Genomic DNA, 16,037 nt, shown 5'->3' with positions numbered 1-16,037 from the left:
CCTTCCTTACCCGAGTCCCGACGTGACGAGCCGCCGCTCGGCGGCGAACAGCGTGCGCGGGCGCACGACCAGCCAGGCCGCCAGGGCCAGGAACCCGACGTCTCGCAGGATCTCCTGGACGTACTGCGTCTGTCCCGGCGCCACCGCACCGCCGCCGCCGAAGCAGCCGCAGTCGATGGACAGCCCGCGCACCCACGCCTGCGTCACGCCCGCGAGGAACACCAGGAGCAGCCCGGCGGACAGCACGGCCACCGCGCGGACGCCGACGCCCGCGAGGAGCAGCAGTCCCAGGGCGAGCTCGAACCACGGGAGGACACCCGCGACGACGCCGACGGCCGTGCGGGACAGGACGTCGTACGCCCGGACCGCCACGTAGGTCTGCGCCGGGTCCACCGCCTTGAGCAGGCCGGAGGTGATCCAGACGGCCGCGAGGCCGAGGCGCGCGAGGGTACCGATCCCGTCGAGCGCCCGGCTCCCCGTCACGCGAGGAACGGTAGACCCGCCACCTGAGACCGGGGTGAGGACCCTCGGACCGGGACCTCAGAAGTGTTCGCGGGCGGACTCCTGTTCCAGGACCTGGTCCAGGTCCGACAGGCGGTTCAGGCCTGCGACCGCCCGGGCGGTGCGGTTGTTCTCGGACAGCAGCTCGCGGTGGCGGTGGACCCACTGCCAGTAGCCGGCGGTGAAGGGGCAGGCGTCCTCGCCGAGGCGCTTCCTCGGGTCGAAGGCACAGCCGCCGCAGTGGTCGGTCATGCGGTGGAGGTAGGCGCCTCCCGAGGAGTACGGCTTGGTCGCCAGCAGGCCGCCGTCCGCATGTTGGCTCATGCCGATCACGTTGGGCGGCATGACCCATTCGAAGCCGTCGACGAAGGCGGTGCGGAACCACTCGCTGAGCTCGGCGGGGCGGTAGCCGCGCTGCAGGGCGTGGTTGCCCAGCACCATCAGCCGCGGGATGTGGTGCACCCAGCCCCGGTCCCGCACCCCCTCCAGCGCCGAGCGCAGGCAGGCGGCGGTGACCGCGTCGGCGTCGAGCTCGGTGAACCAGTCCGGGAGCGGGGTGTGGGCGCGCAGGGCGTTCCGGCGGGTGTAGCCGCGACCGAAACGCCAGTAGAGCTGCCACACGTACTCGCGCCAGCCGAGGACCTGCCGGACGAACCCCTCCGCGGAGGCCAGCGGCACCTCCTGGGCGCGGTAGGCCTGCTCGGCGGCGTGCACGGCCTCGAGCGGGTGCAGGACGCCGTGGTTCAGCGGCACCGAGAGCAGGGAGTGGGCCATCGCCCAGTCCTGTTCCATGACCGCGTCCTCGTACGGGCCGAACAGCTCCAGCCGGTGACCGACGAAGTGCCGCAACGCCTGCTGGGCCTCGTCGTGGGTGACGGCGAAGCGGCGCGGGCCGTCGACGCCGACCGCGGGCACGTCCTGCAGGTCCCGGCGAACCTGCTCGTCGATGTCGTCCTCGGTCGGCTGCCACGGACCCGGCACCGGGAGGTGCGCCTCGCCCTTGGGCGGTGGTTCGCGGTTGTCGTGGTCGAGGTTCCACGTCCCGCCGACCGGCTGGTCGCCGTCCATGAGGACGGAGAAGCGTTCGCGCTGGGCGCGGTAGAAGTCCTCCATGCGGAACCGGTCTCGGTCGCCCGCCCAGTCGTCGAACTCCGCCTTGGACAGGGCGAAGGTGGGGGTGGGCAGCACGCCGGAGACCAGGCCGTCCTTCCGCAGGCGCTCGACGAGGTCGGCCGCGGCGAAGGACGTCGGCGTGTGCACGACGACCGGCTCCCCCACCCGTTCGAGGGCCTCCCGGTAGGTGTCGGCCTCGAGGTAGCGCACCCGGTCGCCGAGCTCGTCGGCGAGGTGGCGCATGCCGGACAGCACCAGGTGCAGCTTCTGCCGGTGGAACCGCTTGCGGCGCAGCGCCTTCGTCGACTCGACGAGCACGACCTCGCGGTCGCGCATCTCGTCGGTCGCGTGCACGTGGGGGCCCAGTTGGTCCGCGAACAACCAGAGCGGTTCCATCGGGTCAGTGTGGGGTCGGCGCTACGCTTCCGCACGTGGACGACGCCGCCGAGCTCGCCGAGCACCAGGACGACCACCGCCACCGGGACGTCTCCGGGGGTTGGCTGCGGGCCGCGACCTTCGGTGCGATGGACGGGCTGGTCACCAGCATCGCCCTGCTGGCGGGCGTGGGCGGCGGGGGCGCCGACCGCGAGGTCATCATCCTCACCGGGATGGCCGGGCTCGTGGCGGGCGCGTTCTCGATGGCGTTGGGCGAGTTCGCCTCCGTCGGCACCCAGAACGAGGCGGTGGACGCCGAGGCCGCCCTCGAGCGGCGGGAGCTCGCCCGACACCCCCGCGCCGAACGCGCCGAGCTCGTCGCGCGCTACCGCGAGATGGGGCTGACCGAGGAGACCGCGAACCGGGTCGCGGACGAGATCGACGCCGACCCCGAGGTCGCGCTGCGGGTCCACGTGACGCAGGAGCTGGGCGTGAGCCTGGACGACAAGCCGTCGCCCTGGGTGGCGGCGGGCTCCTCGTTCGCGTGCTTCGCGATCGGGGGGATCATCCCGCTGCTGTCGTTCCTGTTCGGCTCCTCGTCGCTGCTGCTCGGGCTCGGGATCGGCGCGGTCGGCCTGTTCGTGGCGGGGGCCCTGAGCAGCAGGTTCACCATCCGCACCTGGTGGAGCGGCGGGCTGCGCCAGCTCCTGTTCGGCGCCATCGCCGCGGGTGCGACCTACCTCGTGGGAACGCTGATCGGTGTCGGTGTGAGCTGACCTGCCGCGAGTGTGTGACAGGCTGGAGCCACACCATCGCGAGGAGGAGCCGTGACCGCTGAGCTCGGCCTGGGGGCGCAGAGCCTCGTCGAGCTCGCGCTGGAGCGGATCCGCGGGGACATCCTGCGCGGCGCGATCGCCCCGGGTGAGCGGCTGGTCGAGGAGCAGCTGACCAGGCGGTTCGGGATCAGCCGGGCGCCGGTCCGGGAGGCGCTGCGGCTGCTGGGGCAACAGGGCCTCGTCGAGCACCTGCCGCGGCGCGGCGTGCGGGTCGCGGAGCTGTCGGCCACGGACATGGCGGAGCTGTTCGGGCTGCGGGACGCGCTGGAGCGCTACGCCGTGGAGACCGCGCTGGCGGCGCCGCCGGACCCCGAGCGGCTCGCGGTCCTCGAGCGGGCGACGGAGCGGATCGAGCGTGCCGCGACGCAGGACGCCTCGCTCGACCGGGCGGACGCGCACCGCGAGTTCCACGTCGCGCTCGTCGCGCTGGCGGGGCACCGGCACCTCCTGCGCGTGTACGAGCCGGTGATCATGCAGCTGCAGCTCTACATGGCCGCCAACATGCGCCGGGAGGCCGAGCAGCGCTCCCCCGCCGAGGGTGCGCACCGGCACCGGCACCTGTTCGAGGCGGTCGCCTCGGGCGACGCCGCGACCGTCCTCGCCGCGCTGGCGGGCCACGGCGCCCAGACCTACCTCGCGCCGGAGCTCTCCCCCGGGCTCGACGGGGCCTGACCGCCGCGCAGCCGCACCAGCTCCGCCGCGCCCGCCCGGTCGGCCACCCCCAGCTTGCCGAAGATCGCGGAGACGTGGTTGCGGACGGTCTTGTCACCGATCCCCATCCTGGCCGCGATCTGCGGGTTCGTCAGGTTCTGCGCCAGCAGCGCGAGCACGTCGGACTCGCGGGCGGTCAGCTCCGGGAACGGGTCGACCGGCGGCGGGGTCGGGGCGAGGAAGGCCCCCAGCCGTGCCGCGACCGACGGGCCCAACGCGGCCTCGCCCGCGGCGACGGCCCGCACCGCGCGCAGGATCTGCGCCCGCCCGGACCCCTTGAGCAGGTAGCCGCGGGCCCCCGCGCGCAACGCCGCGAGGACGGAGTGGTCGTCGTCGGCCATGCTGAGGACCAGGACGCGGGCGTGCGGGCTGGCCTCGACGATCCGCTCGGCCGCCGCGACCCCGCCCATGCCGGGCATGGTCAGGTCCAGCAGCACGACGTCCGGGTGGTGCGCGCGGACCGCCGCCACCGCCTCCTCCCCGCTCGCGGCCTCGCCGCACACCAGCACGCCGGGATCGGTGCGCAGCAGGGCGCACACGCCGGACCGGAACGCCCGGTGGTCGTCGACCACCAGCACCCGGACCGGGTCCGTCACGGCAGACACACGATCACCTCCGTCCCGCCCTCGGTCACGCCGCGCACCGTGCAGCGGCCACCGAGCTCGGCCGCGCGCTCCCGCATCGATCCCAACCCGACGCCGGCGCGCGGGTGGGCGGGCAGGCCCACCCCGTCGTCGGCGACCCGGAGCCACAGGGGCACCGGCCCACGCACCGCCACCCGGATCCGGCGGGCGCGGGCGTGCCGGTCGGCGTTGGCCACCGCCTCGACGGCGATCCGGAAGGCGGCGACCTCGGCCGCCGCGGGCAGCGGCGCGTCGCCGAGCGCGTCCTCGAGGTCGACGGGCGCCGTCCCCGGCGGCCGCGCGGACAGGTGCGCCCGCAGCGCCCCGACCAGGCCGAGGGTGTCGAGCGCGGGCGGGCGCAGGCCGTCGACCAGCCGCCGGACGTCCGCCAGGGCGGTCGCGGTGTCGGCGACGATCTCGTCGAGCAGGACCCGGCCTGCGGCGTCGTCACCCAGCTCCCGGGCGGCCTCGGCGCGCAGGGCGAGCCCGGCGAGGGTGGGGCCGAGCCCGTCGTGCAGGTCGCGGCGCAGGCGCCTGCGCTCCTCCTCCGCGGCCAGGACCAGCCGCTGCCGCGAGCGCCGCAGGTCGGCGGTGAGCCGGTCCGCCCGTTCGGCCTCCGCCACCGCCCGGACCACCGCGGCGATCGGGCGGGCGATCTCCGCCAGCAGCGCCCGGTCCCGCCGCGCGCGGGTCTCGCGCCCGGCCAGGCGCAGCTCCCCGACCCGGTCCCCGCCCGCCCGCAGCGGGACGACCTCCGGCTCGCCGGGCGGGGACCCGGCGGTGGCGAGCACCCCGTCGGGCCCGACGACCACCACCGCGGACAGCCGCAGCGAGGTCCGGACCGCCTCGGCGACGTCCGCCAGCGCGGCCCGGTCGGCCACGGACTCCAGCCGGGCGCCGAGCCCGGCGAGGACGGCGTACGGGTCGCCGCGCTCGCCGTAGAGCAGGCGGTCGACCCGGCGCTGCCACCTTCGCCGCAGCGGCTCGGCGCCCACCGCCGCACCGGCCGCCACCAGCGCGGACGCCGGCAGGCCCGCGGCCGGGCCGAGGACGTGCACAGCGGCCGTCACCACCGCGAGGTAGGCGGCGAGCACGGTGGCGGTGAGCCCGCCGTAGAGCAGGGTGCGGCCCGCGAGCCGGTCGATGTCGACGATCCGGTGGCGCACCAGCCCGACCGCCACCGCGACCGGGGGCAGCGCCGCGGCCGCCGACCCGGCCACCTCCCAGACCGGGGCGCCGACGGGCCAGAGTGCGGGATCGTCGTCGAGCAGACCCGAGACCAGGCGCAGGAGCACCGTGGCGCAGGCCACGACGAGCGCCCACATCGGCCACTGGAGCCGGTGGCGCAACGGGTCCTGGCGCGGGGTGCGCCACCAGCGACGGGCCACCAGCGCGCCGCCGACCAGGAACGCCGCCCCCACGACCAGGGTGAACGCCGCCGCGATCGGGTCGACCCACCCCTGCAGCGCGGGCACGCCCAGGGCGTTCGGTCTGCTCGGGACCCCGGGCTGCCGGTCGACACCGGGCCGCAGGGCGGCGAGCGGGGCGGTGACCACGCCGGCGACCAGTACCGCTCCCCCCACCGCCCGCCGCAGCCGCGACGCGGGCTCGGCGAGGGCGAGCGGCACGAGGGCGAGGCAGGTGTTGCCGGGCACCCAGAGCCAGGTCTGCGGCCAGCCGAGGGCCGCCGCGAGCGGTCCGTCGGGCAGCGCGAGGGCGGTCCGGCCGCACGCCTCGGCGACGGCGAAGGACAGCCCGGCGCCCAGCAGCAGGGGCCCGACCCGGTCCGTCGGTCGTTGCCGGGCGACCAGCCCGCCCGCCACCCCGCACGCGACGACGAACAGCAGGGACGCGACGTCGGTGACCGCGGCGCCCGAGTGGAGCGCCAGGAGCCCGCCCAGCCCGGCCGCGACTACCGTCGCCGCGGCCGCGGGGACCGCCAGGGCGTGGATCACGGACACACGACGATCACGGGCGAGCACGCAGGAACGTGAACGCCCCCATCAGCCAGAGCGCCCCGGGCAGGACCGCGGCGTACTGCGCGGGGGCGAGCTGGGTGGCGACCAGCAGCGTCGCGCAGGCCGCGCCCCACCACGCCGTGGGCCGCCCGACCGCCCCGTGCCGCAGGCCCGCGACCGCGGTCGCGCCCGCGCTGAGCGCCAGCCCGCCCCACAGCCACGGGATCGTGTTGTAGAAGACGACGTAGCCGCTCACCGCGTCCGGGTCGAGCGCGACCTCCGGCGGCAGCGCCCACCAGAGGTCGGTGTCGTACCCCGCGCCGACGAGCAGCGCGACGGCGGTGAGCCCGACGCCGGCCGCCGCGATCCCCGGGAGCAGCGAGCCCGCGGGCAGGGTCTGACGCAGCCGGCCTTCGAGCCCGGTCCCGAACACCACCAGCAGCCCGACGAGCGCGGCGCACAGCACCTGGTGGGCGAGGATCAGCGTCGCGGACCCGCGGACCGCCTCGAGCAGTCGCGCGTTGTCCGACAGCAGCCCCGCGGCGGGGTCGTAGAGGTTGCCGGTGGCGAGCAGACCGCCGAGGCCGAGGACGCCGGCGGCGATCCCGCACCAGACCCAGGCACGGGGGCGGACGCGCGGCGGCACGGCGGGGAGGGCGTGTGTGGTCATGCGGGCCAGGGTCGCCCGGCGCCTGTCCCGACCACCCGTGTCGGGGTGTCCCGGGTGCCCGGGACAGAGACGGGGTTCACACAGCCGTTACGTCGGGAGGCTTGCCCTGACACCCAACTGTCGACAATCGACGGAGTGCAGACAGTGACAGCGCTCGGGGTGCGTGCACTCCGGGCGGCCTACCGGGCCGGGACGCTCCGGCCCCTCACGGTGGTCGAAGACGTGCTCGCGCACATCGCCAGTCGTGGGGACGACGCGGTGTGGATCAGCGTCACGCCCGCGGAGGTGCTGCGCGAGCGGGCCGCGGAGCTCGAGGGCCTGGACCGGGCCCTGCCCCTGTGGGGGATCCCGGTGGCGGTCAAGGACAACATCGACGTGGCCGGGCTGCCCACCACCGCCGCCTGCCCGGACTTCGCCTACACCCCCACGGCCGACGCCGGGGCCGTGCGGCGGCTGCGCGAGGCGGGCGCGATCGTCGTCGGGAAGACGAACCTGGACCAGTTCGCCACCGGCCTCAACGGCACCCGCTCCCCGTACGGCGCACCGGAGTCGGTGTACGGCGGGGACCTGATCTCCGGCGGATCCAGCTCCGGGTCGGCGGTCGCCGTGGCCGCCGGGATCGTGCCGGTGGCCCTGGGCACGGACACCGCGGGCTCCGGCCGGGTCCCCGCCGCGCTCAACGGGATCGTCGGGCTCAAGCCGACCCGCGGGCTCGTCGGCGCCTCGGGCGTGGTGCCCGCGTGCCGCTCGCTGGACTGCGTCAGCGTGTTCACCCGCGACCTGGCCGACGCCGCCACGGTGCTCGACGTCCTCGCCGGCCCCGACCCGGACGACCCGTGGTCGCGAGCCGACGCCCCCGCGGCGCCCGGCCTGCGGCTCGCCGTCCCGGACGGCCTGGAGCTCGACCCCGCCGTCGAGGCGCGGTTCGCCGAGGTGGTCGAGGCCGCGGTGACCAGGGCGGACGGGTTCGTGCGCTGTGACGCCGCTCCGTTGCGGGAGGCGGGCGACCTGCTCTACGGCGGGCCGTGGGTGGCCGAGCGGCTGGCCCACCTGGAGGACTTCCTGGCGGGCGACGGCGCGGTGCTGCCCGTGACCCGCGCGGTGATCGCGCGCGGCGCGGACTTCAGCGCCGTCGACACGTTCCGGGCGATCTACCGGCTCCAGGAGCTCAAGGCCTGGGCGGCCCGGCTGTTCGAGACCGCCGACGTGCTGCTGCTCCCCACGGTCCCGACCACGTTCACCCGCGCGCAGCTGACCGAGGACCCGGTCGGCCGCAACCTCGTGCTCGGCCGGTACACGCAGTTCACGAACCTGCTCGACCTCGCCGCCGTCGCCGTCCCCGCGGGGTTCACGGCCGACGGGCGGCCCTGCGGGGTGACCCTGTTCGGCCCCGCGTTCTCCGAGACCCGACTGCTGACCGCAGCAGCCGCGCTCGTCCCGACACCGATGGAGGTGGCATGACAGGCTCCACAGATCTCAGCACGAGCACGCGCACCGCGACGATCGGCCCCGTCGCGGCCCGCCCCTACGCCTGGCCGTACGACGGCGCGGTCCCCGCGTCCAAGACGGCCCTGATCTGCATCGACTGGCAGGTCGACTTCTGCGGGCCGGGCGGCTACGTCGACCGCATGGGCTATGACATCGGGCTGACGAGAAAGGGGCTCGGGCCGACCGCCCGGCTCCTCGCGCACGCCCGCGAGACCGGGATGCTGGTGGTCCACACCCGGGAGGGCCACGCCCCCGACCTGTCCGACCTGCCCGCCAACAAGCGCTGGCGCTCGAAGCAGATCGGCGCGGAGATCGGCTCCCCCGGACCGACCGGGCGGATCCTCGTGCGCGGCGAGCCCGGCTGGGAGATCGTCCCGGAGGTCGCGCCGGTGCCCGGCGAGGTGCTGATCGACAAGCCGGGCAAGGGCGCCTTCTACGCCACCCAGCTCGACCTGGTGCTGCGCAGCAACGGGATCACCCACATCCTGCTGACCGGCATCACCACCGACGTCTGCGTGCACACCACCATGCGGGAGGCGAACGACCGCGGCTACGAGTGCCTGATCCTCTCGGACTGCACCGGCGCCACCGACCCCGCCAACCACGACGCCGCCCTGCACATGGTGACCATGCAGGGCGGGGTCTTCGGCGCCGTCGGGACCGCCGACGCCGTCGTCGAGGCGACCACCTGGAGTGACTCATGATCGTGGACGCGAACCCCGGACCGTACTCGTTCGACCCCGCGACCACCGCGCTGGTGATCATCGACATGCAGCGGGACTTCTGCGAGCCCGAGGGCTTCGGCGAGACCCTCGGCAACGACGTGTCGTTGCTGCGCAGCGTGATCCCGCCCCTGCAGCAGGTCCTCGCCACCGCCCGGGCGCTGGGCATGACGGTGATCCACACCCGCGAGGGCCATGCGCCCGACCTGTCGGACTGCCCACCCGCCAAGCTCAACCGCGGCAACCCGTCGCTGCGCATCGGGGACCCCGGGCCCAAGGGGCGCATCCTGATCCGCGGCGAGTACGGCCACGACATCATCGACGAGCTGGCCCCGCTGCCGGGGGAGCCGGTCGTCGACAAGCCGGGCAAGGGCAGCTTCCACGGCACCGGGTTCGGGGACCTGCTGCGCGAGAAGGGCATCAGCTCCCTGGTCGTCGCCGGGGTGACGACCGAGGTCTGTGTGCACACCACCGTCCGGGAGGCCAACGACCGGGGCTACGAGTGCCTCGTGCTCTCGGACTGCACCGGCTCGTACTTCCCCGAGTTCCACCGCGTCGCCCTGGAGATGATCGCCGCCCAGGGCGGGATCTTCGGCTGGGTCGCCCCCTCGTCCGCCCTGCTCGCAGCCCTCGAGTCCCAGGAGGTCGTCGCATGAGTGTCATCGACGAGAAGCCCACCCCGATGAAGCTGTCCTGGTGGGTGTCGGGTGACACCAACGCCTTCTTCGGCCTCGGCTTCAACACCCTGGTCAACGTGTTGGTGCTGACCGGGCTCTGCATCGGCGTGATCAACATCCCGGGCGCCGAGGTGTTCGGGGTGATCCTCCCGGCGCTGGGTGTGCAGCTGCTGATCGGCAACGTCTACTACACGTACCTCGCGCGCAGGCTGGCCCGCAAGGAGGGCCGCACCGACGTCTGCGCCATGCCCTACGGCCCGTCCGTACCGCACATGTTCATCGTGGTCTTCGTGATCATGCTGCCGATCTATCTGACGACGAAGGACCCGCTCGTCGCCTGGGCGGCGGGCCTCGCGTGGTCGCTGATCATCGGCGTGATCGTGCTGCTCGGCGCGTTCGTCGGTCCGTACATCCGCAAGTACACGCCGCAGGCGGCCATGCTCGGCACGCTCGCCGGCATCTCGATCGCGTTCATCTCGATGCGGCCCGCAGCGCAGATGTTCACCGCGCTCTGGATCGCGCTGCCGGTGATGGTGATCATCCTGATCGGGTTCTTCACCGACCTGAAGCTGCCGGGCAACATCCCGGTCGGACTCGCCGCCCTGCTCGTCGGCACCGCGATCGGCTGGGCGGGCGGGTACATGTCCGGCGACGCCGTCGCCGCGGCCGCCTCGGACGTGTCCGTCAACCTGCCCTGGTTCGACTTCGCCCGGCTCGGCCACGGCCTCGCGGACGTCGCGCCGTTGCTCGCCACTGCGATCCCGCTCGGCATCTACAACTTCACCGAGGGCATGACGAACGTGGAGTCCGCCGCCGTCGCGGGCGACGAGTACAACCTCCGCTCGATCCTGCTCGCGGACGGCGCCGGGGCGATCGTCGGCTCGGCGCTCGGCTGCCCCTTCCCGCCCGCCGTGTACATCGGCCACCCCGGCTGGAAGGCCGCAGGCGGCCGCACGACGTACTCGCTGGCGTCCGGCGTCGTGATCGCGCTGATGTGCTTCCTCGGGCTGTTCTCGCTGCTGGGCGCCCTGCTCCCGCTGCCGGCGATCGTCCCGATCCTGCTCTACATCGGCCTGCTGATCGGCGCCCAGGCCTTCCAGGAGACCCCGAAGCGGCACGCCGTCGCGGTGGTCATCGCGATCATCCCGAACATCGCCTCCTGGGCGACCGGCCTGATGAACAACGCCTTGTCGGCGGCCGGGACCACCGCCGCGGACGTGGGCGAGGACGCGCTGGCGAACGCCGGGCTCGTCTACCACGGGACCGCGCTGCTCGGCGGCGGCGCGATCCTGGCCGGGCTCGTGCTCGGCGCCATCACCGCGTTCATCATCGACAAGAACTTCTTCGCCGCCGCGACCTACTCGGCGATCGGGGCGGTGCTCGGGTTCATCGGGCTGATCCACGCCGAGCAGGTGGGCTGGAACGTGGGCGGCCAGATCGCCCTCGGCTACCTGTTCGCCGCGATCGTGCTGGCGGCGTTCGGGCTGGTCATGCGGGGCCGGACCGACACGGGCGTGCGCGAGGACCAGCCCGTGGCCGCGGACCTCGTCGGCGCGGAGCCCGGCGAGGGCGTCCCCGCCCCCCGGGAGGGTGTGCCGAGCGGGGAGACCGCCGAGAAGCCGGCCACGGCGTGAACGTGGTCCGTCTGACCGCCGCGGGGGCGGGGGCACACGCCCCCGCGGCGGGTCCCTCGTCCTTCCCCGACGCCGGGGCCCTCCCCGACACGGCGGCCGAGGTCGCCGCCGTGTTCGGGCGGTACGAGCGGGCCCTGCGCGAGGCGGACGTCGCCGTGCTCACCGAGCTGTTCTGGGACGACCCCCGCTGCGTGCGCTACGGCGTGGCGGACCGCCAGTACGGCGCGGCGGAGATCGCGGCGTGGCGGGCGGCGAACCCCGGGGTGCCACCCGGTCGCACGCTGTCCGAGACGGTCGTCCTCGCCACCTCGCCCACCACGGCGGTCGTCAGCACCCTGTTCGGCTACCCGGGTTCCCCCGCCGAGGGCCGCCAGACCCAGACCTGGGCGAAGCTGCCGGAGGGCTGGCGGATCGTGGCGGCGCACGTGTCCGAGGTGCCGGCGTGAGGACCGTGCCGGTGGCGGTGGTCGCCGCCCACCGGCGCGGCCACCCGCTGCACGGGGAGCTCCTCACCCTCGGCGCCCGGTTCCTCCGCGTCGCCCGCACCGCCCCCGTCTACCGGCTGCTCGCGCTGGACGGGGCGGGCGTCGCCCGCGGTGGGCTGGTGCGGGTCGCCGAGGGCGGCGAGTCGGTGGAGGTGGAGCTGTTCACCATGGCCGTGGGAGCGGTCGGCGAGCTGGCCGTCTCCCTGCCGTCCCCCCTGGCCGTCGGACGACTGGCGCTGGCGGACGGCGACTCCGTCGTCGGCCTGATCTGCGAGTCGTGGGCCACGGGCGACGACGTCACCGCGCACGGGAGCTGGCCCGCCTACCTCGCCGCGCGCTGAGCCCAGGAGTCGACAGATCCGTCCGGTATGGCCACGCTTGTCCGATGACCGAGGCGACCGAGGCGACCGCGCAGCCCGCTCTGAAGCGCGTGATGGGGCCGAAGCTGCTCCTGCTGTTCATCGTCGGCGACATCCTCGGCACGGGGATCTACGCCCTGGTCGGCCAAGTGGCCGAGGAGGTCGGCGGGGCGGCCTGGCTGCCCTTCCTGGTGGCCTTCGCGGTCGCGATGGTCACCGCCTTCTCCTACCTCGAGCTGGTGACGAAGTATCCGCAGGCGGCGGGCGCGGCGCTCTACGCGCACAAGGCCTTCGGCATCCACTTCCTCACGTTCATGGTGACGTTCGTGGTGATGTCCTCGGGCATCACGTCGGCCTCGACGGCCTCGCGGGCGTTCGCGTCGAACCTCGCCGAAGGCTTCGGGTGGGACCTCGGGAACGGCGGGATCGTGCTGGTCGCGCTGGCCTTCATGGTGCTCGTCGCGATCGTGAACCTGCGTGGCGTCGGCGAGAGCGTGAAGCTGAACGTGGTGCTCACCCTCGTGGAGCTCTCCGGGCTGCTGCTGGTGATCCTCATCGGCGTCTACGCGATCGCGGGCGGGGACGCGGACTGGTCCCGGGTCGTCGCCTTCGACACCCCGGAGGACAAGGGCACGTTCCTCGCGGTGACGTCGGCGACGTCGTTGGCCTTCTTCGCGATGGTCGGCTTCGAGGACTCGGTGAACATGGCCGAGGAGTGCAAGGAGCCGCGGCGGATCTTCCCGAAGATCATGATCACCGGGCTGACGCTCACCGGGATCATCTACGTGCTCGTCGCGATCTGCGCGGTGGCGCTCGTGCCGGTCGGGCCGCTCGCGGCGAGCGAGACCCCGCTGGTCGAGGTCGCGCGGGCGGGCGCGCCGGGCATCCCCGCGGACGCGGTGCTGCCGTTCATCTCGATGTTCGCGGTCGCCAACTCGGCGCTGATCAACATGCTGATGGCCTCGCGGCTGCTCTACGGGATGGCGAACCAGGCCGTGCTGCCCAAGCCGCTCGCGCGCGTCCACCCCTTCCGCCGAACCCCGTGGGTGGCCATCATCTTCACCACGCTGGTGGCCTTCGGCCTGATCACCTACGTGTCCCTGGACTCGTCGTCGGATGTCGTGTCGGCGCTCGGGGGCACCACTTCGCTCCTGCTGCTCGCCGTGTTCTCGCTGGTCAACGTGGCCGTCCTCGTGCTGCGGAAGGACCGGGTCGACGACGGCCGCCACTTCCGCACCCCGACCTGGCTGCCGGTCGTCGGCGCCGTCGCCAGCGCCTATCTGGTGCTGCCGTTCTCGGGCCGGGACGCGATCCAGTACGAGCTGGCGGGCCTGCTGCTGGTGCTCGGCCTGGTCCTGTACGGGATCACGGTGCTGCTGAACCGGCGGCTCGGCGTGCGCAAGGCGACCCTCGACCCGGCGAAGCTGGACGAGTAGGCCGCTACTCCGTGCCGACCGCGCGCTCCCCCGCGACCGCCTCGGCCGTGGGATCGCAGCGATCCACCGGGGGCAGGGTCTCCGGGGCGCGGACCCAGAAGAGCAGGGCCAGCACGGAGACCAGGCCCGTCACCCCGAAGGCCCAGCGGAAGCCCGCCGCCTCGGCCACCGCACCGGCGGCCAGCGGCCCGACGATCGCACCGACGTCCGCCGCCATCTGGAAGCCCGCCAGCACGGTCCCCCCGCGGGCGCGGCTGCCGATCACGTCCGCGACCGCGGCGGTCATCGCCGGGTTGATCAGGCCGCTGCCCACCCCGGCGAGGACGGAGAGGCCCAGGAAGATCCACGGCACCTCGGCGAGCCCCAACCCGGCCGTGGCCAGGGCGGACACCACGAGCCCCGCGATGACCGGCGGCTTGCGCCCGCGGCGGTCCGCGACCCGGCCGGACCACAGCAGGGTGGCGGCGTTGCCCGCGGCGAACACCGCGAGGGCCATCCCGGCCCAGGTCTCGCTCTGCCGCAGCGCCTCCACCACGAACAGGGGCACCAGCGCGACGCGCACCCCGAAGACCGTCCAGCCGTTGGCGAAGCTCGCCACGAGCGAGGCGCGGTAGGTGGCGTGCCGGGCGGCGCGGCCGAAGGTCAGCGAGACCTCCTCGTCCGCGGGGGCGGGGCCGCCGACCCGGCCGCGCAGCAGCGGCAACGAGAGGGCCGTCGCGAGCAGGAGCGCGGCGGCGTACACGAGGAACGGCGCCCGCAGACTGACCGCGATCAGGCCGCCGCCGACGAGCGGGCCCGTGATGTTGCCGAGCAGGAACCCGGTGGCCCACATGCCCGACGCGCGGCCCCGCGCCTCCGGCGGGGCGAGCCGGATGAGCAGCGAGATCGCCGAGACCGTGAACATCGTGGAGCCGATGCCGCCGACCCCGCGGAACACCAGCAGCTGCCAGTAGTTCTGGGCGAACGCCGTGGCGCCGACCGAGGCGGCCGCGAGCAGCAGCCCGACGGTGTAGACCCGCAGCTCACCGAACCGGCCGACCAGCCGGCCCCCGATCGGCGCGAACGCCAGCCGGAACCCGGCGAAGAGGCTGATGACGGCCGCGGCCGCCGCGTACCCGACGTCGAACGAGCGGGCGAAGGCGGGCAGCGCCGGGGCGACGATCCCGAAGCCGATCGCGACCACGAACGCGGCGACGACGAGGACCCAGATCTCGCGGGGCAGCCTGACCGTCACCCCCTCACGCTACGGGACCTGCCGTAGCCTTCCGGCCGGTGGACGTGGAACGGCTGGCAGGCGCCTCGGAGCTCTTCGCCGCGATCGCGGCGGACGGGCGGCCGATCACGGACGAGGTCGCCCTCGCCCTCGGTACGGCGTTGCGCCGGACCCACCCCGCGGACCTGGTCGCGGACGCGCTGACCCAGGCCCGGCTGCGGGAGCGGGGGGCGGCGAAGTTCAGCCGGGCCGCGGAGATGTTCCTGACCCGGGCCGGTCTGGAGCAGGCCTCGCCGGAGATCGTCGCGCGGCACCGGGCCGCGCGGTTCCCCGGCGGCCGGGTCGCGGACCTCTGCTGCGGGATCGGCGGGGACCTGCTGGCGCTGGCCCCCGGGCGCGAGGCACTGGCCGTCGACCTGGACCCCGTGCACCTGTGGATGGCCCGCCACAACGCGGCCGTCTACGGCGGCGTCGTCTCGACGTGCGAGTCCGATGTCCGCGACGTCGATCTCGGCGGGTTCGACGCCGTGTTCGTCGACCCGGCGCGCCGGTCCGCAGGCGGGCGGATGCGGCTCGGGGACAGCGAGCCGCCGCTGGAGTGGTGCTTCGCGCTGGACCGGCCGGTCGCGGTGAAGGCGGCGCCCGGCGTCGACCGGGCCCTGGTCCCGGCGGGCTGGGAGCACGAGTTCGTGGCGGTCGACCGGGACCTCAAGGAGGCCGTGCTGTGGTCCCCCGCGTTGGCGACGGCGGGGGCGCGGGCCACGGTGCTGCCGAGCGGGGACACCCTGGTCGCGGCCGACGGGGAGCCGGTGGAGGTGCGCGATCCCGGCCCGTGGCTGCTCGATCCCAACCCCGCCGTCACACGCGCGGGGGCGGTGGCGGAGCTGGCCCGGCGGGTCGGGGCGTGGCAGATCGACGAGCGCATCGCGTTCCTGTGCACGTCGTCGCGAGTGGACACGCCCTTCGCCCGGACGCTGCAGGTCGTCGACTCCGCGCCGTGGGACCAGAAACGACTGCCGCGCAGGCTCGCCGAGCTCGACGTGGGGGCGGTGGACATCCGGCGGCGCGGGCTCGCCGGAGACGTCGACGCCCTGCACAAGCGGCTGAAGCTGCGCGGCTCCCGCCGGGTGACGCTCGTGATGACCCGGGTGCGCGACCGCCCCTGGGGCCTGGTGTGCACCGATCCCTCCGACACGACGAAGGGCCCCGACCGGCTGGTCGGGGCCCCGTCCTGAG

The 16,037-nt window shown here is 74.5% G+C and carries 16 protein-coding genes; 10 read left to right on the top strand and 6 right to left on the bottom strand.

Going from position 1 to position 16,037, the window contains the following annotated elements; genetic code table 11:
- Positions 1–6: 6 nt before the first annotated feature.
- Positions 7–483, bottom strand: a complete 477-nt coding sequence (locus tag BLS43_RS14595; protein WP_093084183.1) for a MauE/DoxX family redox-associated membrane protein — start codon at positions 481–483, stop codon at positions 7–9.
- Between the two features lie 57 nt (positions 484–540).
- Positions 541–2,010, bottom strand: a complete 1,470-nt coding sequence (locus BLS43_RS14590) for a cryptochrome/photolyase family protein (RefSeq protein WP_093084180.1) — start codon at positions 2,008–2,010, stop codon at positions 541–543.
- A gap of 35 nt (positions 2,011–2,045) precedes the next feature.
- On the opposite strand from BLS43_RS14590, the gene BLS43_RS14585 reads away from it, so the two are divergent.
- Positions 2,046–2,765 (top strand): VIT1/CCC1 transporter family protein, encoded by a 720-nt coding sequence (locus BLS43_RS14585; RefSeq protein ID WP_093084177.1) that lies wholly within the window; start codon positions 2,046–2,048, stop codon positions 2,763–2,765.
- A gap of 51 nt (positions 2,766–2,816) precedes the next feature.
- Complete coding sequence (locus tag BLS43_RS14580; protein WP_093084174.1) at positions 2,817–3,497, top strand: GntR family transcriptional regulator; 681 nt, start codon at positions 2,817–2,819, stop codon at positions 3,495–3,497.
- On the opposite strand, the gene BLS43_RS14575 is transcribed toward BLS43_RS14580, so the two are convergent.
- From BLS43_RS14575 to BLS43_RS31100, 3 genes are read right to left on the bottom strand one after another with little or no spacing between them, the layout of a single operon-like run.
- Positions 3,455–4,132 carry a response regulator gene (locus BLS43_RS14575; protein WP_093084172.1) on the bottom strand — a complete coding sequence of 226 codons (678 nt, stop codon included), beginning with the start codon at positions 4,130–4,132 and terminating at the stop codon, positions 3,455–3,457. The genes BLS43_RS14580 and BLS43_RS14575 overlap by 43 nt on opposite strands.
- The gene (locus BLS43_RS31105; protein ID WP_143030052.1) at positions 4,129–6,114 is read right to left on the bottom strand and encodes a histidine kinase; all 1,986 of its coding nucleotides are present in this window, start codon (positions 6,112–6,114) and stop codon (positions 4,129–4,131) included. Before BLS43_RS31105 ends, BLS43_RS14575 begins: the two co-directional genes overlap by 4 nt.
- A gap of 13 nt (positions 6,115–6,127) precedes the next feature.
- Entirely contained in the window at positions 6,128–6,787 is a 660-nt protein-coding gene (locus BLS43_RS31100; RefSeq protein WP_143030051.1) for a hypothetical protein, read from the bottom strand.
- Between the two features lie 135 nt (positions 6,788–6,922).
- Between BLS43_RS31100 and atzF the strand changes: the two genes are divergently transcribed.
- Genes atzF through BLS43_RS14535 form a run of 7 tightly spaced genes read left to right on the top strand, consistent with a single transcriptional unit; the run spans position 6,923 to position 13,588 of the window.
- A complete protein-coding gene (gene atzF / locus BLS43_RS31095; RefSeq protein ID WP_245707496.1) occupies positions 6,923–8,248 on the top strand; it encodes an allophanate hydrolase in 1,326 nt (441 codons plus the stop codon).
- Positions 8,245–8,979, top strand: a complete 735-nt coding sequence (gene biuH / locus BLS43_RS14560; RefSeq protein WP_093084166.1) for a biuret amidohydrolase — start codon at positions 8,245–8,247, stop codon at positions 8,977–8,979. Before atzF ends, biuH begins: the two co-directional genes overlap by 4 nt.
- Positions 8,976–9,653, top strand: coding sequence for a cysteine hydrolase family protein (locus BLS43_RS14555; protein ID WP_093084163.1), 678 nt, complete (start codon positions 8,976–8,978; stop codon positions 9,651–9,653). The genes biuH and BLS43_RS14555 overlap by 4 nt, the downstream gene beginning before the upstream one ends.
- On the top strand, positions 9,650–11,308 hold the full coding sequence (locus BLS43_RS14550) for a regulator (protein WP_093084161.1): 1,659 nt from the start codon (positions 9,650–9,652) through the stop codon (positions 11,306–11,308). The genes BLS43_RS14555 and BLS43_RS14550 overlap by 4 nt, the downstream gene beginning before the upstream one ends.
- Positions 11,305–11,754: an AtzH-like domain-containing protein gene (locus tag BLS43_RS14545; protein WP_245707495.1), complete on the top strand. Its 450-nt coding sequence runs from the start codon at positions 11,305–11,307 to the stop codon at positions 11,752–11,754. Before BLS43_RS14550 ends, BLS43_RS14545 begins: the two co-directional genes overlap by 4 nt.
- Positions 11,751–12,134 carry an allophanate hydrolase-related protein gene (locus BLS43_RS14540; protein ID WP_093084158.1) on the top strand — a complete coding sequence of 128 codons (384 nt, stop codon included), beginning with the start codon at positions 11,751–11,753 and terminating at the stop codon, positions 12,132–12,134. The genes BLS43_RS14545 and BLS43_RS14540 overlap by 4 nt, the downstream gene beginning before the upstream one ends.
- Positions 12,135–12,178: 44 nt before the next feature.
- Positions 12,179–13,588 (top strand): APC family permease, encoded by a 1,410-nt coding sequence (locus BLS43_RS14535; protein WP_093084156.1) that lies wholly within the window; start codon positions 12,179–12,181, stop codon positions 13,586–13,588.
- 4 nt (positions 13,589–13,592) lie between these two features.
- Here BLS43_RS14535 and BLS43_RS14530 read toward each other — a convergent pair whose 3' ends face one another.
- Positions 13,593–14,822 (bottom strand): MFS transporter, encoded by a 1,230-nt coding sequence (locus BLS43_RS14530; protein ID WP_093084153.1) that lies wholly within the window; start codon positions 14,820–14,822, stop codon positions 13,593–13,595.
- A 38-nt stretch (positions 14,823–14,860) separates the two neighbouring features.
- Here BLS43_RS14530 and BLS43_RS14525 point away from each other — a divergent pair, with 38 nt between their 5' ends.
- Positions 14,861–16,036, top strand: a complete 1,176-nt coding sequence (locus tag BLS43_RS14525) for a THUMP-like domain-containing protein (RefSeq protein WP_093084150.1) — start codon at positions 14,861–14,863, stop codon at positions 16,034–16,036.
- The last annotated feature ends 1 nt before the right edge of the window (position 16,037 follow it).

Origin of the sequence: Pseudonocardia oroxyli, assembly GCF_900102195.1 — a bacterium.
Lineage (GTDB): Bacteria > Actinomycetota > Actinomycetes > Mycobacteriales > Pseudonocardiaceae > Pseudonocardia > Pseudonocardia oroxyli.
This window is presented reverse-complemented; position numbering and strand designations above follow the sequence as displayed.